The 23,002-nt window shown below is 52.4% G+C and carries 26 protein-coding genes and 1 tRNA gene; 5 read left to right on the top strand and 22 right to left on the bottom strand.

What is annotated here, in order from left to right:
• Positions 1-2: 2 nt before the first annotated feature.
• Both ACT53G_RS13315 and ACT53G_RS13310 read right to left on the bottom strand, forming a co-directional pair.
• A complete protein-coding gene (locus ACT53G_RS13315) occupies positions 3-617 on the bottom strand; it encodes an SCO family protein (RefSeq protein ID WP_476145122.1) in 615 nt (204 codons plus the stop codon).
• 2 nt (positions 618-619) lie between these two features.
• The gene (locus ACT53G_RS13310; protein ID WP_476169643.1) at positions 620-1,333 is read right to left on the bottom strand and encodes an SURF1 family protein; all 714 of its coding nucleotides are present in this window, start codon (positions 1,331-1,333) and stop codon (positions 620-622) included.
• Between the two features lie 61 nt (positions 1,334-1,394).
• On the opposite strand from ACT53G_RS13310, the gene ACT53G_RS13305 reads away from it, so the two are divergent.
• Positions 1,395-1,595 (top strand): twin transmembrane helix small protein, encoded by a 201-nt coding sequence (locus tag ACT53G_RS13305; protein WP_476145124.1) that lies wholly within the window; start codon positions 1,395-1,397, stop codon positions 1,593-1,595.
• A gap of 58 nt (positions 1,596-1,653) precedes the next feature.
• Here the strand turns inward: ACT53G_RS13305 and ACT53G_RS13300 are convergent, their stop codons facing one another.
• From ACT53G_RS13300 to ACT53G_RS13280, 5 genes are all read right to left on the bottom strand, one after another.
• The gene (locus ACT53G_RS13300; protein ID WP_476169642.1) at positions 1,654-2,586 is read right to left on the bottom strand and encodes a cytochrome c oxidase subunit 3; all 933 of its coding nucleotides are present in this window, start codon (positions 2,584-2,586) and stop codon (positions 1,654-1,656) included.
• Positions 2,587-2,626: 40 nt separating this feature from the next.
• Positions 2,627-3,166: a cytochrome c oxidase assembly protein gene (locus ACT53G_RS13295; RefSeq protein WP_476145126.1), complete on the bottom strand. Its 540-nt coding sequence runs from the start codon at positions 3,164-3,166 to the stop codon at positions 2,627-2,629.
• A 185-nt stretch (positions 3,167-3,351) separates the two neighbouring features.
• Positions 3,352-4,944: a cytochrome c oxidase subunit I gene (gene ctaD / locus ACT53G_RS13290; RefSeq protein ID WP_194749336.1), complete on the bottom strand. Its 1,593-nt coding sequence runs from the start codon at positions 4,942-4,944 to the stop codon at positions 3,352-3,354.
• A gap of 30 nt (positions 4,945-4,974) precedes the next feature.
• A complete protein-coding gene (gene coxB / locus ACT53G_RS13285) occupies positions 4,975-6,141 on the bottom strand; it encodes a cytochrome c oxidase subunit II (protein ID WP_194749335.1) in 1,167 nt (388 codons plus the stop codon).
• Between the two features lie 20 nt (positions 6,142-6,161).
• On the bottom strand, positions 6,162-6,623 hold the full coding sequence (locus tag ACT53G_RS13280) for a DUF2244 domain-containing protein (protein ID WP_476169641.1): 462 nt from the start codon (positions 6,621-6,623) through the stop codon (positions 6,162-6,164).
• 575 nt (positions 6,624-7,198) lie between these two features.
• On the opposite strand from ACT53G_RS13280, the gene ACT53G_RS13275 reads away from it, so the two are divergent.
• Positions 7,199-7,984 carry a DUF2189 domain-containing protein gene (locus ACT53G_RS13275; RefSeq protein WP_379073567.1) on the top strand — a complete coding sequence of 262 codons (786 nt, stop codon included), beginning with the start codon at positions 7,199-7,201 and terminating at the stop codon, positions 7,982-7,984.
• A 123-nt stretch (positions 7,985-8,107) separates the two neighbouring features.
• Here ACT53G_RS13275 and ACT53G_RS13270 read toward each other — a convergent pair.
• A tRNA-Leu gene (locus tag ACT53G_RS13270) sits at positions 8,108-8,192 on the bottom strand.
• 54 nt (positions 8,193-8,246) lie between these two features.
• Here ACT53G_RS13270 and queA point away from each other — a divergent pair.
• Together queA and ACT53G_RS13260 are read left to right on the top strand one after the other, a co-directional pair.
• Positions 8,247-9,272 (top strand): tRNA preQ1(34) S-adenosylmethionine ribosyltransferase-isomerase QueA, encoded by a 1,026-nt coding sequence (gene queA, locus ACT53G_RS13265; protein ID WP_476169640.1) that lies wholly within the window; start codon positions 8,247-8,249, stop codon positions 9,270-9,272.
• 71 nt (positions 9,273-9,343) lie between these two features.
• Positions 9,344-10,216: a hypothetical protein gene (locus tag ACT53G_RS13260; protein WP_476169639.1), complete on the top strand. Its 873-nt coding sequence runs from the start codon at positions 9,344-9,346 to the stop codon at positions 10,214-10,216.
• Positions 10,217-10,291: 75 nt separating this feature from the next.
• Here the strand turns inward: ACT53G_RS13260 and ACT53G_RS13255 are convergent, their stop codons facing one another.
• The 14 genes from ACT53G_RS13255 to ACT53G_RS13190 form a co-directional block, all read right to left on the bottom strand.
• A complete protein-coding gene (locus ACT53G_RS13255; RefSeq protein ID WP_476169638.1) occupies positions 10,292-10,936 on the bottom strand; it encodes a lytic transglycosylase domain-containing protein in 645 nt (214 codons plus the stop codon).
• 65 nt (positions 10,937-11,001) lie between these two features.
• The gene (locus tag ACT53G_RS13250) at positions 11,002-12,711 is read right to left on the bottom strand and encodes a proline--tRNA ligase (protein ID WP_476169637.1); all 1,710 of its coding nucleotides are present in this window, start codon (positions 12,709-12,711) and stop codon (positions 11,002-11,004) included.
• Between the two features lie 67 nt (positions 12,712-12,778).
• A complete protein-coding gene (locus tag ACT53G_RS13245; RefSeq protein ID WP_476169636.1) occupies positions 12,779-13,378 on the bottom strand; it encodes a hypothetical protein in 600 nt (199 codons plus the stop codon).
• A gap of 46 nt (positions 13,379-13,424) precedes the next feature.
• Positions 13,425-13,934, bottom strand: a complete 510-nt coding sequence (locus ACT53G_RS13240) for a TPM domain-containing protein (protein ID WP_476169635.1) — start codon at positions 13,932-13,934, stop codon at positions 13,425-13,427.
• Between the two features lie 9 nt (positions 13,935-13,943).
• Positions 13,944-14,765 carry a TPM domain-containing protein gene (locus ACT53G_RS13235; RefSeq protein WP_275356665.1) on the bottom strand — a complete coding sequence of 274 codons (822 nt, stop codon included), beginning with the start codon at positions 14,763-14,765 and terminating at the stop codon, positions 13,944-13,946.
• Between the two features lie 54 nt (positions 14,766-14,819).
• Positions 14,820-15,416 (bottom strand): LemA family protein, encoded by a 597-nt coding sequence (locus tag ACT53G_RS13230; protein WP_194749326.1) that lies wholly within the window; start codon positions 15,414-15,416, stop codon positions 14,820-14,822.
• A 121-nt stretch (positions 15,417-15,537) separates the two neighbouring features.
• Positions 15,538-16,278 (bottom strand): uracil-DNA glycosylase family protein, encoded by a 741-nt coding sequence (locus ACT53G_RS13225; protein WP_476169634.1) that lies wholly within the window; start codon positions 16,276-16,278, stop codon positions 15,538-15,540.
• 10 nt (positions 16,279-16,288) lie between these two features.
• A complete protein-coding gene (gene rimI, locus ACT53G_RS13220; RefSeq protein WP_228518911.1) occupies positions 16,289-16,750 on the bottom strand; it encodes a ribosomal protein S18-alanine N-acetyltransferase in 462 nt (153 codons plus the stop codon).
• A gap of 7 nt (positions 16,751-16,757) precedes the next feature.
• A complete protein-coding gene (tsaB, locus tag ACT53G_RS13215) occupies positions 16,758-17,459 on the bottom strand; it encodes a tRNA (adenosine(37)-N6)-threonylcarbamoyltransferase complex dimerization subunit type 1 TsaB (RefSeq protein WP_476156617.1) in 702 nt (233 codons plus the stop codon).
• A 10-nt stretch (positions 17,460-17,469) separates the two neighbouring features.
• The gene (gene panB / locus ACT53G_RS13210; RefSeq protein ID WP_338656557.1) at positions 17,470-18,279 is read right to left on the bottom strand and encodes a 3-methyl-2-oxobutanoate hydroxymethyltransferase; all 810 of its coding nucleotides are present in this window, start codon (positions 18,277-18,279) and stop codon (positions 17,470-17,472) included.
• Between the two features lie 60 nt (positions 18,280-18,339).
• A complete protein-coding gene (locus tag ACT53G_RS13205; RefSeq protein WP_228518910.1) occupies positions 18,340-18,978 on the bottom strand; it encodes a deoxynucleoside kinase in 639 nt (212 codons plus the stop codon).
• Between the two features lie 13 nt (positions 18,979-18,991).
• Positions 18,992-19,486, bottom strand: a complete 495-nt coding sequence (gene folK, locus ACT53G_RS13200) for a 2-amino-4-hydroxy-6-hydroxymethyldihydropteridine diphosphokinase (RefSeq protein WP_476169633.1) — start codon at positions 19,484-19,486, stop codon at positions 18,992-18,994.
• Positions 19,486-20,832, bottom strand: a complete 1,347-nt coding sequence (gene pcnB / locus ACT53G_RS13195) for a polynucleotide adenylyltransferase PcnB (RefSeq protein WP_275356659.1) — start codon at positions 20,830-20,832, stop codon at positions 19,486-19,488. Before pcnB ends, folK begins: the two co-directional genes overlap by 1 nt.
• Positions 20,833-20,865: 33 nt before the next feature.
• Complete coding sequence (locus ACT53G_RS13190; protein WP_194749321.1) at positions 20,866-21,417, bottom strand: cob(I)yrinic acid a,c-diamide adenosyltransferase; 552 nt, start codon at positions 21,415-21,417, stop codon at positions 20,866-20,868.
• A 62-nt stretch (positions 21,418-21,479) separates the two neighbouring features.
• Between ACT53G_RS13190 and murI the strand changes: the two genes are divergently transcribed.
• Positions 21,480-22,262: a glutamate racemase gene (gene murI / locus ACT53G_RS13185; RefSeq protein ID WP_275356658.1), complete on the top strand. Its 783-nt coding sequence runs from the start codon at positions 21,480-21,482 to the stop codon at positions 22,260-22,262.
• Positions 22,263-23,002: the final 740 nt, after the last annotated feature.

Here is a 23,002-nt window from a genome sequence, read left to right as displayed (position 1 = left end):
GACTATCCAGCCCACGAAGCTTTTAACAATTTGACCAAATCCTTGCGTATCCACTTGGCTTCCATCTCTGGCCCGTACTGCATCATGATATTGCCGAGCGGATCAATAAAATACACGCGGTGCGCCTCCAGCGTATTCTGTCCACCACCACTTAACAGCCCGCCCAACTCTGCAATTTGCTGCGTTTCCCCATTAATAATCAGCAAATCAGGATAACGAGCACGGATCGCTGTGGTATCGGCCTGTTGCGTGATGAGCACCCGTTGCACGCGGATCATGTCCTTATACAAGGAGACATAAATCTGCCTGAGGTCGTACAGCCGCTGCATACAAGCACTGTCGCACTCCCGTGCGATAAACACCATGTTCCATTTGTCTTGCCAGAAAGTGGGCAGCGCTTGCTGCCTGTCGCTGACCCAGTGCGTCGCATGCGCAATCGAGACCGGCGGATGAATGAGTTGACCATGACTTTTACCGCTGGGTCGCCAGTCAAACTTGAACATCGCGACCACGACGAGCAGCGGCACTGTAAAAAATACCGCTAGCAGAAAAAATACCCTGCGGCCTTTGCGCTGCTGGATCGGGTCCAAAACCACCTCTGTCAACTGTTCCTGCATGATCAAGACCGCTTTTCTATCATTTGATAAAGACCAATCATAAAACTCGCCAAGGCAAACCCAAACCACTGATAGGCATAGCTCATATGCTTTTCAATTTGCCCGCTAGGCACTTCCCATATTCTGACGAATCCGGCAGGCATTGCTGGATCCAGCTTGAGGATGACATTTGCAAACGAAAAAGGCACCTGCTGCCGCAGATAGGAGAAATCGATCACAGGTTGCACGATCTGCCAGTTTAAGCCCGCTTTATCCAACCTGAATCCGGTTTTGCTTTGTTGCCAGAACACCCCCCGTATGACTTGCTCTGCTTCAGGGGTTTGAATCTCGGGGACTTTTTGATGATCTGCAAAACCGGGCACCCAACCACGGTTCACCCAAATAAGATGCTTCTGGTCATGCAGCAAAAACGGGGTGATAACAGCAAATCCGGCCTGCCCTTCAACCACCTGGTTATCCAGAAAAAAACTGTATTGTGGTAGATAGCGGCCGCCGATCATCACTGTCTGCAAGTGCAGGGCCTCAACATGACTGGGAATATCCAGCGCTTGTGCGCGCAGCTCCACGGCATCGCCATGCGGTTTCAATGCGAGCATCATCGCCTGTTTTTGCTCAGCCTTATGCCACTGCCACAGTCCCAAGCGCAGACAACTCCAGATTGCCACCACCATCACAGCCACCACCATCCAGCGCAGACGAAAAACATAATTTCCCATGGGTATTTGCATTTTTTTGCTTACAGCCCATAATGTCATCACGTTACCGAGAGATCACATCATGTTAATTAAAATTGCCACCATTTTGATACTGATCGTCATTATTGGCAGCCTGTTTTCTGCCCTGCTTTTTTTACTCAAAGACAAACGCGGATCAGACCGCACAGTTAAAGCACTTACCCTGCGTATTGGTCTGTCTATCTTCCTGTTTCTGTCATTGGTCATCGCCGCACATTTTGGCTACGTTGGCCATACGCTTTAATCCAGAACGATGGAATCACCTAGACTAAAAAGGGCGCTGTTTGCGCCCTTTTTAACCGTCAGAGCATGTAAACAAAGATATACAAACCGAGCCAAACCACATCCACAAAGTGCCAATACCAAGCCACGCCTTCAAACCCGAAGTGGTGCTCGGGTGTAAAGTGACCGCGAATGCTGCGCAACCAGATCACAATCAGCATAAGGGTGCCGATGGTGACGTGAAAACCGTGGAAACCGGTTAACATGAAGAAGGTCGCACCGTAGGCGCCAGACTTCAGGGTCAGCCCCATTTCGGTATAAGCGTGGTGGTACTCAGCAGCCTGGCAGCACAAGAACGTTATCCCCAGTGCAATCGTCAGGAACAACCCCACAATCAGTTGTTTGCGGTTATTTTTGATCAAGCCCCAGTGCGCCCAGGTAATGGTCGCACCAGAACTCAACAACAATAAGGTATTGATCAGTGGCAGGCCACTCCAAGTCATGGGGTGAAAGGCGGTGTTTGGTTGATAGGTCTCCCCCAGAACCGTTCCGCCAGGCCCCTGTGATGGCCAAGTACTTAAAAAGTCCTTGTAAGGCGTAATGTCTGGCGCGTAAGAAGCAAGGTCAGGCACCGACAACACGCGCATATAAAACAATGCCCCGAAGAACGCCGCAAAAAAAGCCACCTCAGAGCAAATAAAGACGATCATGCCAATACGGAAAGATTTGTCTTCCCATTTTTTATACTGCCCGGTCACGCTTTCAGTCACCACGGCACTTAACCACTTGAACATCATGGCCAGCACAATCGCCAGGCCTAGGTACATCATGTACTTGCCCGGGGTAGCGAGGTAGGACAAGGCCGGATTTTTCATAGACCCATCCAGCCGCGTGTCCGAGCCGGTAACATTAAAGACAAAGCCACTCGCCATCGACAGCAACCCGACTGAAATCAATGCCGGGTAGATACTGCCGTGCGGGACAAAATAGTGATTTTCTGAATGACTAGCCATGCATTAACTCCCTATCCTTTAATCGTGTTACTCATATTATTTATTGCTGACTTGCCGGAAAAAACGAATACGACAAGGTCATTTCTTGTACATCTTTAGGCAGTTCGGCACTGACGAAAAATCGCAGTGGCAATGCCTTCACTTCACCCGGTTTTAATGACTGCCTGACAAAGCAGAAACACTCTATTTTTTTCAAGTGGGCCGACGCTTTGCCTGGGGTCACACTGGGAATGGCCTGCCCGACTACTTCCTCATTGGTAATGTTTTTTGCCTCAAACATGACCGTAGTGACTTGACCAGGATGTACCACCACACTGCTTTGCTTGGGATAAAAATTCCACCCCAAGCCTGGCATCACCGAAGACACAAACTGCACGGTCACTTCCCGCTTTAAATCTACCACCGCATTTGTGGCCGTTTCCGCCGTATTTTTGGTTTTGCCATTGAGCCCGGTCACCGAACAAATGACGTCGTACAATGGCACCAAGGCAAAGGCAAACAACAGCGCACCGACGATGATCCATACCAACTTAAAAGCCAATTTTTGATTGGCTTGCTCCTGATCCTGTTTTAATGCCATAACTGTTTCAGCGACTGGTTTACTTCCAGATCGTAAACATTGAAATCAGGTACCAGATAATTGCCACCGCGGCTAACAGCCATGCAATTTTCCTGTTATTAGACTGCTTGGGATCACTCAAAATACGTCAACCTTAAAACAAAGCCAATCAACCAAAAAACTGGATTGACTGGCTTTTTTAGCATTTATTTAACCACCGGCTGTTCAGTAAAGCTGTGATATGGCGGAGGAGATGGCAACGTCCACTCCAGGCCTTGCGCCCCTTCCCAGACTCGGTCTGATGCCTTTTTGCCACCTTTGACACAGCTGATAATGATGTAGACAAACAGCAACTGTGACAGACCCAAGGCAAATGCACCGATACTCGAAATCATATTGAATTCGGCAAACTGCAAGGCATAGTCTGGAATACGGCGCGGCATCCCGGCCAAGCCAACAAAGAACTGAGGGATAAAGGTCACATTGAATGAAATGGCTGTTAACCAGAAATGTAATTTACCCAGTTTCTCGTTATACATGTGGCCTGTCATTTTTGGCAGCCAGTAGTACACGCCCGCCATAATCCCCATGATGCCACCCGCAAACAGGGTGTAATGGAAATGTGCGACCACAAAGTAACTGTTGTGATATTGCGCATCGGCAGCCACGTCTGCGAGCACCAGACCAGTCAGACCACCCACGCCAAACAGGATAATCCAGCCGACCGTGAACAGCATTGGGGTTTCAAAGCTCATGGAGCCTTTCCACATGGTGCGGATCCAGCAATAGAACAGTACCGCCAACGGTAAGGAAATCGCCATGGTGCTATACATAAAGTACAGCAATGCAGGCACCGGCATCCCTGCCGTAAAGAAATGGTGCGCCCAAACAACGACCGCCAAAGCGCCAATCGCCCACAATGAATACACTTGCGCTTTATAGCCATACATAGGCTTGCGGCTGAAGGTTTGCAGAATCTGGGGGATAAAGCCCCAGACAGGCAATAGCAGAATGTAGACTTCTGGGTGACCAAAGAACCAGAACAAATGCTGGAACATAATCGGGTCACCGCCACCTGCCGCGTCAAAGAAGTGTGTACCAAAGTGACGGTCCGTCAGCAACATGGTCACTGCTCCGGCCAGTACAGGAATGGTGGCAATCAGCAAGAAAGCGGTGATCAGCCAACCCCAGGCAAACATCGGCATTTTCATCAACGTCATGCCAGGCGCACGCATGTTGTAAATCGTCACAATAATGTTGATTGAACCCAACACAGAAGAAATACCCAGCAAGTGCACCGCAAAAATGGCAAAGTCCACACCAATGCCGCCTTGCACAGACAGCGGCGGGTAAAAGGTCCAACCGGTCGCCAGCGCGCCATCACCCACACCAAACAATGCCAGAGTGAATGGCAACGTCAGCAAGATGGCGGAAGGGGGCAAAATCCAGAAGCCCCAGTTATTCAAGCGTGGCAAAGCCATGTCTGGCGCACCAATCTGCAACGGCAACATCCAGTTGGCAAATCCAGTTGCAGCAGGCATCAACGCTGCAAAAATCATGATCAGCGCATGCACGCCAATTAACTGATTAAAGAACTCGGGGTTCATCAATTGCAGTCCGGGCTTGAACAACTCGGCACGGATACCAAGAATCATGCTGCCACCGACCAGGAACATAATCAGTGAAAATGTCAGGTACATGGTCCCGATATCTTTGTGGTTTGTCGTCGTCAGCCAACGCATGATCCCGGTTGGGTGATCCTGATGCTCGTCATGATGTGCTACTGAAGTAGTACTCATAGTGCTCTCCTAAATCAATCGCTTAAATATTTATTCACGGGCTGCTTTAACTTGCGCCGGCTGCAACACGGCATCCACTGCCGCCGCGTTACCCAAGGCATTACGCTCATAGGTGATCACCGCTGCAATTTCCGTATCGTTCAAAGTTGCCTTCCAGGCGGGCATCACACCCTTGCCATTCAGCACGCGGTCAAGGTGGCTATCTTTCTGATATTTGCCATCAGAGCCAAAAATAGCGCCCGTCGCAATTTTGCTGCCGGTCAAGGCCGGGAATGCAGGCGGCAAGCCAGCCCCGGTCACCTGATGGCAGACGGCACAGTTTTTCTCGTATACCACTTTACCCTGTGCCACCAACTCATCCTTGGTCATTTCTTTCACATCATTCGCGGCTTTTTGCTCATCCTGTTTTTTGTTTGCCCACTGCGCAAACTCTTCTTTGGAAACCGCATTCACAACCACCGGCATATAGCCATGCCCCTTGCCACAGAGTTCTTTGCATTGGCCGCGGTAGACGCCTGGCTTCTCGACTTGTACCCAGGTTTCACGGATAAACCCAGGCACGGCCACACGTGATGAGCCAAACTGTGGCACCCACCAGTTATGCAATACATCAGAGGCCGTCATCAAAATGCGCACCTTCTCGCCTACAGGCAACACCAGCGGATTATCGACTTCAAGCAGGTAGTGCTCGCCTTTATCTTCCTCGTTATGCATTTGGCCGTTAGTCGTCGCCAGGTTGCTGACGAACTTGATGCCCTTGGCATCGCCATCAAGATACTCATATTGCCAGCGCCACTGTGACCCGGTAATTTTGATCACCATGGTCGATTGGTCTCGCGTGTCTTCCATCATCACCACGCTGTGATAGGCCGGGATACCCATGATGACAAAGTCAATCAACAGCAGGATCGCAAACGGGATCAAGGTCCAGAAAATTTCTACGGCAGTAGAGGGAGGGTTATCGGCGACAGGTTTGTAGCCTTTGCTGTGACGGTGGGTCACAATCGAGTAAATCATGATTGCCAGCACCACCACAAAAATCACGGCAGTAATCAGCATGAATTTATTATGTACGTGGAGGGTATCCAAAGCCATTGGCGTGACTGGCTCCGGAAAATTCCAGGTGTAGTCAGCATGCGCACTTAAAGACAAAAACCATGCAACCGCACCAACCCCGAGTTTCTTCATCCCTTGCATCTAATCGCTCCAAAATCCAGTTATCTAGTTTTTAGAAGTGTTCGTTTGAGATGAGAGGCCAGGGCTTCGCGTTGCGCATCATCCATGGTATCTCGACCAAACTCAACTTCTTGATTATGGGACCCTATCCACAGTGACTTCTTGCCGTTCTCACCTTCCCTGAGCGTTATACGGGTCCAGTAGCGCTGAAACCGAACGTGTTTTATTTTCCCCAACACACTTTGTTCGATTTCAATATGATCCTCAACGAAAGTGATTTTTTCGTAGTCACCGCTATGACGCAGCACCACCACAAACGCCAGAACCACCAACACCAATTCCAAGCCAGCAAATGGCAACACCATCCAGGCACCGATATGCAAAAAAGCCATGGCAATCAGCCCCGAAAACACGCCCAAACTCAGCAACAACTTCAACACACTTTCCGATGAAGCCGAGGCATTTGGCCTGGTAACGCATTGTGTTTCGCAAATAGATAACATGTTTGCCAACCCAGAATTCAGCTTGTATCAACCAAATTACGTTTAGTTACAAATTTGTTACATGTTGTAAATTAGCACAAGATAATCGCAGTGACAAGACAAAAAATGCCCGGTGCCAATGTCATCAATGTAAATTTATGAATAGCCACGCTTAACAAAAAAACACTGCCCATCGACCAATCTCACAATTGCAATCCCCCTCACAGCCCCTTAAAAACGCGGCAAAGCAATTCAAAACCTTGGTTCGGCCATCAAGATAGTTGTGCTCACCCGCAGCGCAAAATGTCACTTAAAAGCACAATCAAGAAAATATTCCGGTGGGTGTTGTCACATTTTTGTTGTTGCTTAAGCCACCATTCATGATTAAGCTAAACAACTCTCGGAACAGAAATGCGCTCCGGGTGACGTGCGCAAAGCCTCAAAACTTGGCGCATTCAAAGCAGTTTTTTGTGTTGATTGATTAGAAATGCCAGTAGCGGGACCGCCGTCCACGAAAGTGTATTTTTAGTTTTAAGACCGGCCCCACTGCCAGCAGCAATGAATGATAGCCATCATTTTTGACGGGGGCCAAACACATGGGCATACAGCATATTTCAGCCAACAAAATACACGCTGACGATGAATTTTTAATTCGAAAAGTCCCCATCCACATCATTCCAGACTGGCTACACTCCGGCGTCACTGACATTCATCTCGGTGGCCGTGCCAGCCTGTTTTATGGCATTTTTTTTGCGGCAACAGGCATCCTGTTACACACCATCTTCGCTGAAAATTACTGGCTGCTCGCCGGGCTCACTACCGGGTTTTTCCTGCTAGGGCCATTCCTGGCCATGGGGCTATACGATCTGAGCAGACGCATGGAAGCTGGTGAGCCACCCGCCCTCGCCCCCACGCTCATGGCCTGGCTACCCAACCTCATCAACATCACTCTGTTTACCGTGCTGCTGGTGTGTTTGTTTTTAAGCTGGGTGCGGCTCTCCATGACCATTTTCTCGCATTACTTTCACGGTGCGCTGCCCACCTTTACCGATGTCGTCATCAATGTATTCACATTCAAACAACCGGTTTTCCTGTTAGTTTACTTTGGCACTGGCGCCTTGTTTGCCGCTGCCATTTTCAGCATCAGCGTCATTGCCATGCCCCTCATGCTAGATAGAAACACCAGCGCCTGGACCGCCGCCATTACTAGCCTGCGCACCTGCGCCCGCAACCCTATCCCCATGCTGTTCTGGGCTTTTTGTATTGTCGTGCTAATCGGCTTTGGCCTGGCGACCAACTTTTTAGGTTTAATGCTGACCATGCCCGTGGTTGGGCACGCAAGTTGGCATGTCTATCGGGATTTGATTGAGGTAAAAAATTAATCCGCTCGTTTAAAGTCCATATCCTGCGATATAGTCTCTCGTAAAGCAAAAAGGCTTAGATTTTCATCTAGGCCTTTAAAGTTTATACGTTCTTGAGTCTTTTGAGCTCTATTTAAGAGCGCTTGGTGCCGGGAGCCGGAATCGAACCGGCACGCCTTGCGGCGCTGGATTTTGAGTCCAGTGCGTCTACCAGTTCCGCCATCCCGGCATGGGATATAATGTAGGACATCAAAGACCGCTATTATAACCATAATTTTCATTTATGAGAACTCTAGATTTCGATTTTTATCTTCCACCCCACCTGATTGCCCAATATCCGTTACCCAATCGTTCAGAAAGCCGCTTGCTGGAGGTCAATGCGCAAGACGGTTCCATCAAGGATAATTTGTTCCGGCAGATTGGCGAGCAGTTTGCCGCAGGCGATGTGCTGGTCCTGAACGATACCAAAGTCATCAAGGCCAGATTGTTTGGTCAGAAAGCCACTGGCGGACAGATTGAGGTGATGATAGACCGCGTGCTGTCACCGCAGGAGGCTTATGCACAAATCAAATCATCCCGCTCCCCAAAGGCAGGGAGTATGCTGCACCTGGCTGGCGAGATGCAGGCAGAGGTGCTCGGCAGGGTGCAGGATATGTTCCATATTCGCTTACTAGGCGAACAGTCGTGGTATGACTTTTTGGAACAGTATGGCCAATTACCTTTGCCGCCGTATATTGAGCACGCGGCAGATGCGACAGACGATAGCCGCTACCAGACAGTGTTTGCCAAGCATGCGGGCGCAGTGGCCGCGCCAACGGCAGGGTTGCATTTTGACGAGGTGCTGTTGCAATCGCTAATGAATAAAGGCGTCCATGTACGCTATGTGACGCTGCATGTAGGCGCGGGGACGTTTCAGCCAGTGAAGGTAGACAATATCGCCGAGCACCATATGCATAGCGAGGTTTACCATTTGCCGGAAGAGACCATCTCTACCATCCTCGCAGCCCGTGCTGAAGGCAAACGGGTCACAGCCGTGGGCACCACTTCATTGCGCACGCTGGAAAGCGCAGCACATGCCGGCAAGTTGTTTGCGCACCATGGCGACACGGATATTTTTATTACGCCAGGATTTGAGTTTAAACTGGTAGACCGTTTGATCACCAACTTTCACCTGCCTAAGAGCACCTTGATGATGCTGGTCTCGGCATTTGGCGGTTACGATTTGATGCGTGAAGCGTATGCGCACGCCATTGCCCAGTCTTACCGCTTTTTTAGTTATGGCGATGCCATGCTGATCACGCGCAAGTAATCCGCCCAGTATTAAACTTGCAGACTAAAATAGCGTCTATTAAACACTGATAAAAACTAGGATACGGAGATATGCAATTCACCCCAAAAACTTTGAGCGGCCTGGCACTGCTATGCCTGACGCTCACCACCCAGGCCGAGATTTTGCCTGAGGCAGAAATCGGCATCAAAATCCCGCTGGCCAAGAAACCAACCACACGCCCCATGGGCGTGGCCTACTTGCCCGCCAACCAGCATTACTACATTGCCGATGGCGGCCTGGCGCCCATGGGCAGCGAGTTTGAAGCACCCATCTCCAAGTCTGAAGTGCATACGTTTACCGGCGACGGCAAGTATGTGCAGTCAGCCAAACCTGGGTTTGATAACCGCTCGCTCTATTTCAACCCCAATAGCGGCAAGCTGGAGATCATTACTTACAACATTTCTAGCGCGGTAGGCTTTTTGCCTAACACCGGGATTTTCAGCCTGGACGTGGCCGAGACTGGCGAGCTGCTGGGCACTTCTGGCGAAATTTCACAATTCAACCCAGCCTTTGGCGATGCGGCTACCATGCCAAGTTATGACCCAGTGAGCAAACACTATTTCGCCAAGCAAGAGCACGGCAATCTCGTGTTTGTTGTGGATACCAAGCAGCGCGAAAAACTGCAGGAGATCAAGCTGGACTTTGCCAAAGCCAAAGTAGCCCACGATGATGTCAGCGACCATTTTGTCGCCTTCACCGGCGTGGCGGGTAATGAGCTGGCCTTGCTAGACGTAGACCATAAAGCCGTATTGATTTTTGACTTGAACGGGCAATATGTGGGTAAAAGCGCCCTACCCGCTACCATGAAACTGCGCTCACAAAATCACTTTAATGGGCTGGGATACACCAACGGCATGCTATTCGTTTATCACGAATCGGAAGGCGAGTTTGGCACCTATTACGGATTCAAGGTGGTCAAGTAACCCATAAAAAAACCGCGCTGATTCAAGCGCGGTTTTTTGATTGCTGGCAGGCACACGTTATCTGCAAAGCACTTTTTACTGGCTGCTGGTCATATTCACTTTGATCACTTGCGGCGATGGCGTGTAATGCCAATGATTGCGCCAAGCCCCCACCACTAGATTCGGATAGTCCGGCTTGCCCAGACTGCCGTTATATCTACCCAAGGCCCGGTAATAATCGCCGCGCTCAATATCCAGATAATGGCGCAATATCGTGCAGCCATAACGCAGATTCAGGCGCATATCAAACAGATTGTGTTCAGGCGTACCAATAGACTGCACCCAGAAAGGCATCACCTGCATATAGCCTCTTGCGCCCACGCTAGAGACTGCATACTTTTTAAAACCGCTTTCAACATGAATCAGGCCTAGCACCAACTGCGGATCTAGCCCGGCGCGCGTGGCTTCATAATGCACGGACTTAAGGAAGTCTTCACGATAATGCGCATCAGGGATGCGCTTGGCCAAGCGGGCTGACATTTCTTGCAACCAGACTTGTGCCGCTTGCTCGGAATCAAAAATCAGGCGCGGCGCCGCCAGGTCACTGACGGATTTTTGCATCACAGCTTTGACGCTATTGGCCAGCGGCTCTTCTTTTTGATTGCCCGCCATAGAGGGCGCCGCCCAGACACAAAGGCCGGTGACCAACAAGGCAAACACATAAAAAAACACTTTTTTCATGTTGCCTATTGTAATCACAAGCGGCGTGCGGTGGACGGGCAAAAAGAGGGATTTAATCCCGCTAATTACTCAGCAAGCTTGCGCTGCAAAAAGGCCAAACAATTAGCCACTTGCAGGTTTTGTGCCTCAGCATCGGTGCGGCCTTTGTATTCTACCTTGCCTTCAGCCAGGCCACGGTCACCAATTACCACGCGGTGCGGAATACCCATAAGGTCACTTTCTGCAAACATGACCCCCGGACGCTCGCCACGGTCATCGAGCAAGACATCTACACCCGCCTGTTGCAGTTGCGCATAGAGCTCAAACGCGGCCTGTTTGACGGCCTCACTCTTATCGAGGCCGATCGGGCAGATCACCACCGCAAACGGTGCCATGCTCAAGGGGAAAATAATGCCCTTGTCATCATTGCCCTGCTCAATCGCTGCCCCCACAATCCGTGACACGCCAATGCCATAACAGCCCATTTCCATCACTTGTGATTGGCCGTTTTCGTCCAGGTAAGTCGCCTGCATGGCTTGTGAATACTTGGTACGCAATTGGAAAATATGGCCGACTTCAATGCCACGGCACAAACTCAGGGTGCCTTTGCCATCCGGGCTCGCATCGCCTTCTACCACGTTGCGGATATCGGCCACGATGGCTGGCTCAGGCAAATCGCGGCCAAAGTTGACCCCTGCCAGGTGAAACTTAGGTTTATTGGCACCACAGACAAAGTCACTCATCAGGGCTACGGTTCTATCGGCCACCACGCGTACATTGGCATTCACGCCCACCGGGCCAATAAAGCCAGGTGGGCAGTTCAGGTTGGCGCGGATTTCTTCTTCGGTGGCCAATCGGAACTCTTTCACGCCCTCTACCTTGCCGAACTTCACTTCATTGAGTTGATGATCACCGCGCAACAAGGCCAGCGTAAACACACCATCCACCAGCAAGGCCACCGACTTCACGGTTTTGCTCACAGGCACTTCCAGCAACTTGGCCACATCTTCACACGTGGTCTGCTTTGGTGTATCCACTTCACGCATGGCTTCTGTGGCTGCGGCACGACTGCCAGTCGCCACGGCTTCGGCCAGTTCTACGTTAGCCGCGTAATCAGATTGCTCGCAATAGGCCAGTGCATCTTCACCACTGTCTGCCAGTACGTGAAACTCTTGCGAGCCATCGCCACCAATGGCGCCTGAGTCGGCTTTCACGGCGCGGAACTTGAGGCCCAGGCGAGTGAACACATTGCTATAAGCCGTGTGCATGGTGTTGTAAGTGTTCACCAGGCAATCGACGCTGGTATGGAAAGAGTAGGCATCTTTCATCAAAAATTCGCGGGCACGCATCACGCCAAAACGCGGGCGGATCTCGTCACGGAACTTGGTCTGAATCTGGTAAAAATTTAGCGGCAACTGTTTGTAGCTGCTGATTTCCTTACGCGCGATGTCAGTAATCACTTCTTCATGCGTGGGGCCAAAGCAGAAGTCACGCTCGTGCCTGTCCTGAATCTTGAGCATTTGTGGGCCAAACACCGCCCAGCGGCCGGTTTCCTCCCACAGCTCTTTAGGCTGCACGGCTGGCATCAACAGCTCCAGCGCACCCGCCTTGTTCATTTCGTCGCGCACAATGTTTTCCACCTTACGCAACACGCGCAAGCCCAGCGGCATCCAGCTATACAAACCGCTACCCAGCCTTTTGATCAAGCCGGCACGCACCATCAGTTTGTGGCTGATCAGTTCAGCGTCTGAAGGGGCTTCTTTTTGGGTAGCAATGAAAAATTGTGAGGCGCGCATAAGAATAACTTTAATTAAAATCCGAAAGCGCGATTTTAGCCTTATTCGCTGGCGGCGTCATCCGCGCCTACTCGGCTGTCGCCTCTTTTTGCTGTGGCCGTTGCAAGATCGGACTATCGGTAGGAATGTATCCGTCTTTCCAGGTCGCCATCGGGATGATCGTGGCCGGATAGCCGTTATCGTAGAACCAGCTATCAACCGCATATTCAGCCTGATTGGCCTGCTCACGGATGACAGCGGCCGTATGTGGCCAGCCGGTTAGAAAAAACTTGCGGGTGCGGGTATCAAGAATGTCATGGTAACGGATCAGGCCAGCTTGCTGCATCAGTCGCAGATAGGTGGTGCTGTTGATGGCTTCGTCGTTGCAGTCTTGTTGATGCAGGTATTCACTGTTGTTAAACGTCCCGGCACGGTCTGCTGCAGTACCAATTTTGGTACCGACCATGTCCTCCAGCAGGCCGATGGCTTTTGCAATGGCCTCGCGCTCGGCCTCTGCAGTCGCTGGCAGCGGCGTAAATAGTTGCTCGACGTTATCCCATTCGGCAGGGCTCAGGCTCAGCACGTCTGACTGGACACAGCCCCCGCCCTGACATATCTCAAAAGCTTGCAGGGTGGGGGGGCTGTGATAAATGCGATAGATGTCTTTGAGATCGGCCTGTGCTGGCATCGCGCCCGATAAACAGGCCAATACAAAACCTGAGAACAGGTGTGCGCTAGAGAATAAGGACGCGGTTAGACAACTCGTTACGCGGCACAGCTTCGGGCGGAAAATGCGCTGCCAAATGTTGGCCAATGGCCTGAATACCGTAAACCACACCTGCTTCAAACTGCCCACTTCTGAACATCCCTTCCATCTGCTGGCAAATCTGCTGCCAGCCTGCTTGCCCCACCTGCCGATGAATACCGCGGTCGGCGACAATTTCTACATCCTGATCGGCCAGACACAGGTAAATCAGTACGCCATTGTTATGCTCGGTATCCCAGATATTCAAATGACCAAACAAGTGAATGGCGCGTTGCCTTGGGGTGAGCCCTCGCAGGATAGCATAGGCAGGCAAGCCAGATTCAATCACCACGCGTATTTCACCGGCATGATGGTGTTCATTTTGTGAGATAGCATTTTCAATATTGGCCAGCGCCTGTGCAGAAAACAGCGCCTTGACCTGGCGAGGATGGCTCCAGGCATGCTTAAACCAGCGTTTGAGAGGATGAATGGGTTTCATGTGTTTAGTTTACCAATCGCCGGAAGCCCCGCCGCCGCCAAAATCACCGCCACCGCCACTGAAAATATCCGGCCCACGGCTGCCGCCTGAGTAGCCGCCAAAGCCGCCCGCAGAATACGGCATACCACTGCCACCGCGCCCGCCCATGGCCAGTGTAAAGACAAATGCCGCCAGGCCGACCAAGCCCATGACCAGCAAGGTGGCCCCCAGGAATCCGGCCAGCACACCCAACGCACCGCCGGTCACCAGGCTGCCCGGAAAATCCCCTAACATGCTCTTGAAAATTGCCCCGGCGATAATGGCGGCAAACATCAATATCGGCAGCATGGTCATCCAGCCATCCGCATTTGAGTGATGCGAGGATGATTTATCCGCTGCGGGCAGTTGCTCGCCTTGTATCAGCTTGATCAAGGTATCTGTGGCCAGATTCAGGCCGTTGTAAAACTGGCCCTGCTTGAAGGCCGGTGCCATTTGCTCGGCAATAATGCGCTTGGCAATCGCATCAGGAATCGCCCCTTCCAGCCCATAGCCGACTTCAATGCGCATTTTTTTGTCGTTTTTGGCGACGATCACAATCACGCCATCATCCTGCTTATCGCGGCCAATTTTCCAGGCTTCGGCCAGGCGAATGCCAAATTGCGCGATGTCTTCTGGCTGCGTGCTGGGCAAGATCAGTACCGCGACCTGCGAGCCAGCTTGCTGGGCAAACTGGCTCAGCTTCTGGTTCAGGGCCGCTTGCTCTTCAGGACGCAGCGTCTGCGTCAAATCGGTAACCGCAGCCTGTAAAGCAGGGATAGCAACCAGATCTTCTGCATGGCTGACCAGCGCCATGCAGAACAGGCACCAGGTAAGAAATAATACTCTTAAGCGCAAAGCCACCCGCCGTTACTTGCTGTCACCAAAATCGACTTTAGGCGCGCTAGAAATGGCTTTTTCGTTTTCTACCGTAAACGTGGGCTTGGGCTGATAACCAAACATCATGGCGGTCAGGTTGTTCGGAAAGCTGCGTACGGCGACATTGTATTGCTTCACGGATTCGATGTAACGGTTACGCGCCACGGTGACACGGTTCTCTGTGCCTTCCAACTGCGCCTGCAAGTCCCTGAAACTGGCATCTGCCTTCAGATTAGGGTAGTTTTCTGACACCACCATCAAGCGTGACAAGGCACTGGTCAATTGACCTTGCGCCGCCTGAAACTTGGCAAACGCCTCAGGATCATTCAGCAGCTCTGGCGTCACTTGCATGCTGCCGACTTTGGCGCGCGCCTCGGTCACCTCAGTCAGTACTTTTTCTTCATGGCTGGCATAGCCTTTGACTGTCGAAACCAGGTTAGGCACCAGATCGGCCCGGCGCTGGTACTGGTTGAGCACTTCAGACCAATTGGCTTTGGTTTCTTCATCCAGGCTTTGGAACTGGTTATAGCCACAACCAGACAGGCTAAGTGTGGCAGTCAGCAACAACAGAGTGAATAAACGGCGCATATTTGAGACTCCAGTCTTCAATCACTTAAAAATATTGGGTGGTGACGGGCTTGCCACGATTGGTTAGCCACATTCAAACACTCCACAATACTGCAATAGATGCGGCCAAAGAAGTGTTTATTCAAGCCATCAGTTCGCTTTTCTTTGCCAGTAACAGGCACAAGTCCTGCCATACCTCACGCTTGAGCGCAGGTGTTTGCAACATCGCAGCCAAGTCGTGCGTCACCACACACCACAAGTCACCCACTGCATGCAACTGACCACGCACAGCTGCGACCTCGGTATGTTGGGCATTTAAAAACTGATTGGCGGCCGCCAGGCCAAATAGCACACAAAAGCGGCTGCTGACCTGTGCGCGTTGCAACGGTTCATGAGTCACGGTCACCTCATCAGCAGGTAACTGCATGGCTTGCATGATGTTTTGCAGCAATTGCTGGCTGGGGGCGTCAACGGGGCGGGTCGAATAGATCAGCCAGGGAGACTGAATCAGCGTTGCAACGCTCTCGGCTGGCGTCTCAGCGGGGATATCCTCTACAGGGTGATCCACCTCAAGCGACACGCTGTGCACGGGGGCCTCTTCAGCAACTTTTGTATCCCAGTTGGAGGGGGAAACATGTGCTGACTCCGCTGTAGCAAGCACTTGGGCCATGGTTGGTGACTCAGTGACAGGTAACTCGGGAGGGGGGTCTGTCACATCTGGAGGGGCCGCTTTTTCTGCGACCAGGCTCACTTGCTCGCCCACAGACACAGGCGCTGTTTGCGGCATGGCAGCAGCCATCTCCAGCACTGGCGGCATGCGCACATGCCATGCTGGCAACAACTCCAGTTCACGCAGCATATCGTCACGGGTCAAGCTCATCATGCCCTCCTGCTCATAAGGCCAAGCCCATCAGCACCGCATCCTCGCGGCCGCTCTTGGTCGGATAATAATTGCGGCGTATACCCATTTCACAAAACCCCACCGCCTCATACAAGGCAATCGCGGACGTATTGCTGACCCGCACCTCAAGAAACATATTGGCCGCCTGATAGCGGCGAGAGATGGCAATCATCTGCGCCAGCAACGCACGCCCCAAACCCTGCCCCTGAAACGGTTTTGCCACACTGATGTTGAGCAAGTGGGCTTCATCCAGCACCATCATCACCAGCGCATAGCCGACCAACTCGCCCGCCAACTCCATGACCCAGGCGCTATGGCCGGCATTGAGGGAGTCCTTGAAATTGCCCAGGGTCCACGGATGACTGTAAATGGTGGGTTCGATACGCATCACGGCAGACAGATCCTGCTCTGTCATCGGCCTGAAACTGGGTTGAGAATGTGGTAATGCGCTCATATGGCCCTTACAAGGTCTGGCCTTGCGCACGCTCGGCGGCGGTCAACGCCACCCGGTTGCGCACATACAAAGGGGCCGCCTCATGGGCTGCCTGCCCTTGCCCAGCCACAAACAATGGCTGCGCCAACGCGAGCATGGCACTGGCTTTAGGCAAACATTCAGGGGCAAATTCACTCACCTGCCCTGCATATTGCGCGGACAAGCCCTCGGCAAACACTCGCCACCCCGAGCCCGCCCCCAACCAACCTTCGCCCGCTATTGCAGGCACCTCGTGTGGCTTACACACCACCGGCGGACTCACCGCCAGCCACTGATCCGTTTCGCGGATAAAAGCAGCATGATAGACCTCGCCCATACGTGCATCCAGGCACACCAGCACCTTCTCGGACTGCGTTTGCAGCCACGCTGTCTCAGCCACGGCCAAGACCGAGCTGATCCCTACCACTGGCAAATCTGCACCAAAAGCCAAGCCTTGTGTCACGCCGACGGCAACACGCACACCCGTAAATGCACCTGGCCCCATGCCATAGACGATGCCATCCAACTGAGGCAACTTTACGCCAGCCTTCATCAATAAATGTTGGATTTCCGGCAAGATGCGTTGCGAAGCGGCAGGGCCGGTGACTTCATCAAACGTCAATAACCCGGCCTCGGTTTGCAGGGCCAGAGAAAGCGTTTCGGTGGAGGATTCGATGGCAAGTAATTTCATGGTACGCAGATTAATAACGATGCTTTTCCTCAGGAAAACACCCGGTCTTTACGGCGTGCACATAACTCTCCACCGCGCCCTGCACACTGCCGCCCTGTTGCAAAAAGTTTTGCACAAACCTGGGCGCTTTGTAGTCTTGCGGCGCTTTGTCGGCGGGGCCAGTATAAATGCCCAACAAATCTTGTAATACCAGCACCTGGCCGCTACAGCCTGCCCCGGCGCCTATGCCTATGGTAGGCACCTGAATCGTTTGCGTAATCTGCGTCGCCAGAGCGGCGGGCACCATTTCAAACAGCACCATACTGACGCCGACGGCGGCCATCGCTTGCGCATCGGCCAGCATGGCGCGGGCGCTTTCTTCGGTCTTGCCCTGGATTTTATAGCCGCCCAGCTTTTCAACGGATTGCGGGGTAAAGCCAAGGTGCGCACAGACCGGCACACCGTTTTCAATCAGATAGCGCGCGGTTTCGACCATGTCTCCACCGCCCTCGATTTTGACAATATGCGCGCCTGCCGCGAGTAGGGTTTGTGCGTTAGTGAGCGCAGTTTCCTTATCATGCTCATAGCTGCAAGCAGGCATGTCGCTCATGATGACCGTATGCGGCGCGCCTCTGGCGACCATACGGGTGTGGTAAATCATGTCTTGCATGGTGACGGCGAGCGTGTTGCTGCCGCCTTGTATCACCATGCCTAGTGAGTCCCCGACCAGCAATACATCCACTCCCGCCAATGCCAGCAACTTGGCAAAGGTGGCGTCATAGCAGGTCAGCATGGCAATCTTCTCGCCCGATCTGGCCCTGGTGATCAGAGTATTCAGCATGTCGTTATGTCGTCTTAAAAGGCTGCCCGCAAAAAGCACATGCGTCGCAGCAGACCCGCATCAGAAATTAGGATTAAAGTACTCGCGGCTGCTCTTGATCTGGCCTATGCGTTCGATCAGCAAATCAAAGGCTTCCGGGTCTTTAATGATATTGAGCTTTTCGTTGTTGACGATCAGCAAAGGTGAAGCATCATAAGCATGAAAGAATTCACTGTAAGCCTCAGCCAGACGCGCAATATACTCGCGCGGCATGTCTTGCTCATAGCTGATATTGCGCTCTTCAATACGATCCATCAAGGCATCAACCGGGGTTTGCAGATAGACCACCAGGTCAGGCTTGGGTGCCTTCAGCTGCAAGTGCTGGTAAATTTGATGGTAAAGCGAATACTCTTCATCATCGAGATTCAGGCGCGCAAACAGCGGGTCTTTTTCGAGAAAGAAGTCAGACACCGTAGGCTGGCCAAACATGTCACGCTGCGCCATGTCTTCAATCTGCCGTGAACGCTGAAACAGGAAAAACAGCTGCGTAGGCAAGGCGTAGCGTTGCGCATCCTGATAAAAGCGGGTCAAAAAAGGATTGGCTTCGGCTTTTTCGGAGAGTAACTCTACCGAAAACTTGTCTGCCAGCATGCGGGCCAGCGTGGTTTTGCCACTGCCAATAGGACCTTCAATGACAACATAAGGAAAGCGGGTAAACATGGAGATTGCTCGTCTAGCGGATTGAATTCGGATCCAGTTTGCGCACGTCGTCGTGCTTGTTTGTTGTCAACCATTCTACAACACTCTGCCCGGATGGCAGCACAAAGTCCGGCACAATTTCAGCCAGCGGCACCACCACAAAGCCGCGCATATGCATGCGTGGATGCGGCAGGGTGAGCAGCGGTGTATCCAACTGCATGCCGTCATAATCGAGCAGATCCAGGTCCAGAATACGTGGCGCATTGGGAAAGGGGCGCTCGCGGCCAAACTGCTGTTCTATCTGCAACAGCAATTGCATGAGGTGTGGCGCCTCGATCTCGGTCGCCATTTGCACCACGGCATTGATAAAGTCTGGCTGGTTATCATACCCCACTGGGGCGGTGGCATAGAGACTAGAAGCTTGCAGCAGCGTCAAGCCTGGCGTATGCGCCAACACTTCAATGGCTTTGCTAACCTGCCGCTCCGGCTGCTGCAAATTGCCGCCCAGGGCAATCAAGGCAATCGCCATCAGGCCAGGTCTCCACCCGCCGGTTTTTTCTTGCGTGGCTTGCGTCTACGTTTTTTCGGGCCGCTTTCCGGTAGCAACATGGCGGTACGCTCTTCTGTCCCGGCATCGGCAAAACGCGTCCACCAGTCACCGATTTCTTGCGGCAGCTCGCCAGAGGCACAGCGCAACAGCAGAAAATCATAGCCGGCGCGATACCGCGGATGCGTGAGCAAAGCATATGGCCGCTTGCCCGAGCGCTGTTCAAAGCGCGGCTGCATGGCCCAGATTTCTTTCATGGTGGTCGTATAGCGATTATGAATCGCCATCTTCTCGGCTTGCTTGTCGATGACTTCGTTCATCGCCTCATGCAGCGCAGGAATCATATGTTCGCCACGCTTCTGGTTTTCTTGCCAGGCAAGCAAGACTTCATGCCACAACAAGGTTGCAAACAAAAAGCTGGGGTTGGATGACTTGCCGGACGAAATGCGCTCGTCGGTATTCTTAAGCGCCAGCATGACAAACTTCTCGCCCATGGGCTGCTCAAGTATCACATCCAGCAACGGCAACAAGCCGTGATGTAACTGCTGCGCACGCAAAGCATTGATGCTTTCAATGGCATGCCCGGACAAGAACAGCTTAAGCATTTCATCAAACAAGCGGCTAGGCGGCACGTCTTCAAGTAAATCGGCCAGCTTGCGAATCGGGGTCTCGGTATCTCGCTCCAACTTCAAGCCCAGTTTGGCTGACAAGCGCACGGCGCGCAACATACGCACCGGGTCTTCCTGATAACGCTTGATCGGGTCGCCGATGATACGCAAGGTTTTGGCACGAATATCGGCCACCCCATTATGAAAATCGAGCACTTCCTGCCGCTTGGGGTCGTAATATAAAGCATTGGCGGTGAAGTCGCGGCGCACCGCATCCTCTTCTATGCTGCCAAACACGTTATCGCGAATGATACGGCCACTGTCATTGGTTTCAGCATCGCCCTCACTCAGGTGATGCCCGCGAAAGGTAGACACTTCTATAGTCTCATGCCCCCATAACACATGCACCAGCCGGAAACGGCGGCCAATAATACGCGAACGGCGGAAAACCTTATGCACCTGCTCAGGGGTGGCATTGGTTGCCACATCAAAGTCTTTGGGCGGATGATCAAGCAGCAAATCGCGCACTGCGCCGCCGACGATATAAGCCTGAAACCCGGCCTTTTGCAGCTGGTCGCAGGTTTTGAGGGCCGCCTGGCTGATATGTTTCTGGTTGATTTTGTGCTTGCCCGCCTGGATGATTTGTGCCGCTGGCAATTGAGTGTGTGTATTCGCGCTGGCACGCCGACGGAATACTTTCTGCAGTAATTGTTTAATCATTATTTTGCAATTCGAGCGTCAGCCTGCGCCGCGCTACAGTTTATGTTGGTTATTCCACAAGACATCCGGCACACCCGCATGCCGGTTTAAGGTACGACAGAGGACAAACAGCAAATCGGACAAACGGTTCAGGTATTGCAAGGCCACGGGCGTCACCGGTGCTTGCGCATGCAAGGCATGCAACACCCGCTCGGCACGCCGACACACCGTGCGTGCCAAATGACACACCGCGGCTGCCCGACTGCCGCCAGGTAATATAAACTCTTTTAACGGCGTCAATGCTTCGTTCCAGGTATCCAGCGTCATTTCCAAAAACGCGACACGGCCAGCCTGCATAAACGTATGCCCTGGCATACACAATTCACCGCCCAAATCGAACAAGTCATGCTGTATCGCCAGCAGACTGTCACGCACATCCTCAGGCAAGGTTTCAACCAGCAACATGCCTAACACCGCATTCAGCTCATCCACGTCACCCATGGCTTCCACGCGCAGATCAGACTTTGCGACGCGCGTGCCGTCGCCCAGCCCGGTCGTACCGCTATCGCCGGTACGCGTGTAAATCTTGCTCAGCCGGTTGGCCATCCCTGTCACCCGTATAAAATCCGATATAATCCAGCCATTATAAATCATACCGTGCCATTTCGATGTGCTCAGCGATTGCAGTCAACGCCCCAATCGGGGTCATGGATTCCGGGGTCGGCGGCCTCACCGTCCTCAAACACTTAACCCGCCAGCTGCCACACGAGCATTTCTACTACTTTGCTGACAGCGCACATGCGCCTTATGGCAACAAAACGGCGACAGAAATTCAGCAGCGCTGCTTTACCATCGCCGACACCCTCATCGACCAAGGTGCAAAAGCACTGGTCGTCGCCTGTAACACCGCCACTGCCGCGGCCATCAGCGCCATGCGCGAGCGTTACACTCTACCCATTATCGGCATGGAACCCGCCGTCAAACCCGCGGCAGCGGCCAGCAAAAACGGCATCATCGGCGTGCTCGCCACCACTGGCACCCTCAAAAGTGCGCAATTCGCCGCCCTGCTCGAGCATTATGGTCAGGGTGTACAAGTCGTGACACAAGCCTGCGTGGGACTGGTAGAGTGCATAGAACAGGGGCAGCTGGATACCCCACAGACACTGGCTCTATTGCAACAATACTGCCAACCGTTGATGGCAGCAGGCGCAGATACCATAGTGCTGGGCTGCACACACTACCCGTTTGTTAAAAAGCATATTCAAGAGATTGTGGGGCCCGAAGTCACCTTGATTGATACCGGGGCTGCGGTTGCCAAGCGCCTACATCAGGTGCTAGAGCAAAAGCAGATGCTTAATGTTGCCACTGAGGCTGGGGATTTTGTGTTTTTGACCAGTGGGACGGAAGAAACTCAGCAAGTAATGCAAGCCTTGTGGAGCAACTCGGTTTAGCTGATTACGAATAGGAACATCCTAAAAAAGTAATTTTTTATTTATCACTTAAAAGACTCTTCAACTCGTCGCATTCACAGACTACTCTTTCGCCTCTCGTCGAGTCACTTTCTGGTGCTGGCCCCCAGAAAGTACCCAAAGAGGACGACACCCAGCCATCACGGCCTTGCGGCTCCCTTGCGTTGTTGGCTACGGCCGCTGCGCTTAACATCGCTACGCGAGTTAGCCTACGCCGTAACAGACTGCTTCACAGTCTTAGTTATCAACAAAGTGGGCGTCCATCGAAACTCGCCCTAACAGCTTGCACACTACGCAAGCTGCCGCGGAACGCGAACAGCCGATGGCCGACAACTCCCACTTCGCCTGCGCTCCTCGGCGTGATGGGATGGGATTTTTCTCATCTAAGTAGCACTGTTGAATTTTGAACAGTGGCATTTCAAGATCACAAAGGGCGGCGCTCATGGGTTTTTGGGCCCCTATCTGACGCGCCGAGTAGCGCAGCCAAAACAAGGGAGAAGGGAGCGACTGTTCGAGTCCCGCAGCAGCTTACGTATTTTGTGAGCTGCCAGGTCGAGTTTCGTGACCGCTTGTTTTGGTGAGCAACGCAGGGATCTAGCGGAAGCTAGGGTGCATTTCTTTTGGTTACTTAGTTCTTTGGGCAAGCTGTATAGACCGGAGACATAGGTGACACATGTACTAGGACATGGTTGACACATTAATGTGTTTTTCATGTTTGTGTA

It is taken from the genome of Methylophilus sp. DMC18 (assembly GCF_056314005.1).
The sequence above is the reverse complement of the archived record's forward strand: the minus strand, read 5'-3'. Positions and strand labels throughout refer to the sequence as shown.

Coding starts and splice junctions, on each gene's coding strand:
- coxB (WP_194749335.1), bottom strand. CDS start 6,141: ATGCAAGGGATGAAGAAACTCGGGGTTGGTGCGGTTGCATGGTTTTTG.
- pcnB (WP_275356659.1), bottom strand. CDS start 20,832: ATGATTAAACAATTACTGCAGAAAGTATTCCGTCGGCGTGCCAGCGCG.
- ACT53G_RS13300 (WP_476169642.1), bottom strand. CDS start 2,586: ATGGCTAGTCATTCAGAAAATCACTATTTTGTCCCGCACGGCAGTATC.
- tsaB (WP_476156617.1), bottom strand. CDS start 17,459: ATGAAATTACTTGCCATCGAATCCTCCACCGAAACGCTTTCTCTGGCC.
- ACT53G_RS13275 (WP_379073567.1), top strand. CDS start 7,199: ATGGGCATACAGCATATTTCAGCCAACAAAATACACGCTGACGATGAA.
- queA (WP_476169640.1), top strand. CDS start 8,247: ATGAGAACTCTAGATTTCGATTTTTATCTTCCACCCCACCTGATTGCC.
- panB (WP_338656557.1), bottom strand. CDS start 18,279: ATGCTGAATACTCTGATCACCAGGGCCAGATCGGGCGAGAAGATTGCC.
- ACT53G_RS13235 (WP_275356665.1), bottom strand. CDS start 14,765: ATGGCGCTGGTCAGCCATGCAGAAGATCTGGTTGCTATCCCTGCTTTA.
- ctaD (WP_194749336.1), bottom strand. CDS start 4,944: ATGAGTACTACTTCAGTAGCACATCATGACGAGCATCAGGATCACCCA.
- murI (WP_275356658.1), top strand. CDS start 21,480: ATGTGCTCAGCGATTGCAGTCAACGCCCCAATCGGGGTCATGGATTCC.
- ACT53G_RS13315 (WP_476145122.1), bottom strand. CDS start 617: ATGCAGGAACAGTTGACAGAGGTGGTTTTGGACCCGATCCAGCAGCGC.
- ACT53G_RS13260 (WP_476169639.1), top strand. CDS start 9,344: ATGCAATTCACCCCAAAAACTTTGAGCGGCCTGGCACTGCTATGCCTG.
- ACT53G_RS13190 (WP_194749321.1), bottom strand. CDS start 21,417: ATGGCCAACCGGCTGAGCAAGATTTACACGCGTACCGGCGATAGCGGT.
- ACT53G_RS13245 (WP_476169636.1), bottom strand. CDS start 13,378: ATGCCAGCACAGGCCGATCTCAAAGACATCTATCGCATTTATCACAGC.
- ACT53G_RS13240 (WP_476169635.1), bottom strand. CDS start 13,934: ATGAAACCCATTCATCCTCTCAAACGCTGGTTTAAGCATGCCTGGAGC.
- ACT53G_RS13205 (WP_228518910.1), bottom strand. CDS start 18,978: ATGTTTACCCGCTTTCCTTATGTTGTCATTGAAGGTCCTATTGGCAGT.
- ACT53G_RS13250 (WP_476169637.1), bottom strand. CDS start 12,711: ATGCGCGCCTCACAATTTTTCATTGCTACCCAAAAAGAAGCCCCTTCA.
- folK (WP_476169633.1), bottom strand. CDS start 19,486: ATGGCGATTGCCTTGATTGCCCTGGGCGGCAATTTGCAGCAGCCGGAG.
- ACT53G_RS13305 (WP_476145124.1), top strand. CDS start 1,395: ATGTTAATTAAAATTGCCACCATTTTGATACTGATCGTCATTATTGGC.
- ACT53G_RS13280 (WP_476169641.1), bottom strand. CDS start 6,623: ATGTTATCTATTTGCGAAACACAATGCGTTACCAGGCCAAATGCCTCG.
- ACT53G_RS13310 (WP_476169643.1), bottom strand. CDS start 1,333: ATGGGAAATTATGTTTTTCGTCTGCGCTGGATGGTGGTGGCTGTGATG.
- ACT53G_RS13225 (WP_476169634.1), bottom strand. CDS start 16,278: ATGATGAGCTTGACCCGTGACGATATGCTGCGTGAACTGGAGTTGTTG.
- ACT53G_RS13230 (WP_194749326.1), bottom strand. CDS start 15,416: ATGCGCCGTTTATTCACTCTGTTGTTGCTGACTGCCACACTTAGCCTG.
- rimI (WP_228518911.1), bottom strand. CDS start 16,750: ATGAGCGCATTACCACATTCTCAACCCAGTTTCAGGCCGATGACAGAG.
- ACT53G_RS13255 (WP_476169638.1), bottom strand. CDS start 10,936: ATGAAAAAAGTGTTTTTTTATGTGTTTGCCTTGTTGGTCACCGGCCTT.
- ACT53G_RS13295 (WP_476145126.1), bottom strand. CDS start 3,166: ATGGCATTAAAACAGGATCAGGAGCAAGCCAATCAAAAATTGGCTTTT.